This is a genomic window from Amaricoccus solimangrovi (genome assembly GCF_006385685.1).
In the GTDB taxonomy this organism is placed as follows: domain Bacteria; phylum Pseudomonadota; class Alphaproteobacteria; order Rhodobacterales; family Rhodobacteraceae; genus Amaricoccus; species Amaricoccus solimangrovi.
In genome coordinates this window covers 1-1597 of record NZ_VFRP01000094.1, presented here as the reverse complement: position 1 = coordinate 1597, position 1597 = coordinate 1, and the positions used below count along the sequence as shown (strand labels likewise).

The 1597-nt window shown below is 69.9% G+C and carries 3 protein-coding genes; all 3 read left to right on the top strand.

Features of this window, described 5'->3' with window-relative positions:
• The coding region (locus FJM51_RS23350; RefSeq protein ID WP_233713254.1) for a LysR substrate-binding domain-containing protein at positions 1-592 on the top strand (592 nt) is incomplete at its 5' end.
• A 138-nt stretch (positions 593-730) separates the two neighbouring features.
• Entirely contained in the window at positions 731-973 is a 243-nt protein-coding gene (locus tag FJM51_RS23345; RefSeq protein ID WP_140456482.1) for a hypothetical protein, read from the top strand.
• A gap of 3 nt (positions 974-976) precedes the next feature.
• Positions 977-1483 carry a TRAP transporter small permease gene (locus tag FJM51_RS23340; RefSeq protein ID WP_140456481.1) on the top strand — a complete coding sequence of 169 codons (507 nt, stop codon included), beginning with the start codon at positions 977-979 and terminating at the stop codon, positions 1481-1483.
• The last annotated feature ends 114 nt before the right edge of the window (positions 1484-1597 follow it).

Genomic DNA, 1597 nt, shown 5'->3' with positions numbered 1-1597 from the left:
CGCGATGCCGCTCTCCCGCGCCACGGTGCTGCCGGCCGCGATCGCCCGGTTCCGCGAGCAGGGCCGGACCCTGCCGATCTCGGTCCGCGACGGACCCTATGACGAACTGCTGGGAGGCCTCCGGCGCGGCGAGATCGATTTCCTGATCGGCGCGCTGCGCGACCCCGCGCCGATCGGCGACGTCGAGCAGCGCGCGCTCTTTCACGACAGCCTCGTCCTCGTCGCCGGGCGCGATCATCCGCTGCTCGGCGCCGAGCGGATCACGCCCGAGGATCTCGCGCGCTACCCCTGGGTCGTGGCGCGGGAGGGCACGCCGGCGCGGACGCAGTTCGACCGGCTCTTCGCCGGCGGCCCCGCGCCCGCGAGCATCGTGGAATCGGGCTCGGTCATGCTGATGCGCGAACTGCTCGCCGAGAGCGACCACCTCGGCTGCGTCTCGCGGCTGCAGGCGCGGGGCGAGACCGACCGGGGGCTGATGACGGTGCTCCCCTTCGAGATGGCCGGCACCTCGCGGCCGATCGGGATCACCCTGCGCGCGGGCTGGGTGCCGACCCGGGCGCAGCGCCTGTTCCTTGAACTCCTCAGGCCATGACAGGGCCGTGATAGCCATAACTTATGCCGCCGCACGCTTTTCTAAATGGTTTCGGCGCCCGGCGGCCGGCAGAAGTGCGCTGGAGGCCGCGCCCACCCGCGCAGGAAACTCGCCCAGAACAACAACGGGAGGAACCGAATGTCCATCTTCAAGACCCTCGCCCCGGTGGAGGAGCTGAAGTTTGCCAATCTGATGGCGCCGACGCACGCTTGCGTCGCCGGACTCTTCGAGCCCTTCGCCGCCAGGATGGCGGAACCCTCCGATGACGACGCGACGGTCAAGGTCGACAACGGCGGTGAACCCGGCGTGGAGCCCTCCATCCGGCATTCGCGCGTTGTCGGCGGCGACGCCGAGAGCGTCGACACGCTCAAGGCCGACTGAGCGATGGCGCGCGGCACCACGCCGGGCTGGTCGAGACGCTTCGACCGGGCCACCCTCGTCCTCGCCACCGCGGCCGGGCTCGGGCTTCTCTTCATGGTCGCGACCATCGCGGCGGCGGTGATCATGCGCTACGTCGCCGGGACGCCGCTCCTTGGCGTCAACGAGGTGGTACAGCTCACCGCCGTCGCCGTCGCGATGCTGGCGCTGCCCTATTGCACGGACGAACGCGCCCATGTCCGGGTCGATGTGCTCGACAATGCGATCGGGCCGCGCGGTCGGTGGTTCGGCGATGTGCTGTCGCGCCTGCTCTCGGGCTTCGTGCTTTCCGTGCTGGTCTGGCGCGCGGGCCTCAAGGCGCTCGATGCCTGGGAATACGGCGACACGACAAACATGCTCGGCCTGCCGATCTGGCCGTTCTACGGGCTGATCTCGCTCGGGATCGCGCTCTGCGTGCTGGTGCTGGCCGAGCAGCTGCTGCTGATCCTCGTCACTCGGAGGGAACTCGAATGAGCCCCGTCTCCGTCGGCCTCCTCGGCATCGCCGGGCTCTTCGCGCTGATGATCCTGCGCACGCCCGTCGCCTTCGCCATGCTCGTCGTCGGCTTCCTCGGCCTCTGGGTGCTTG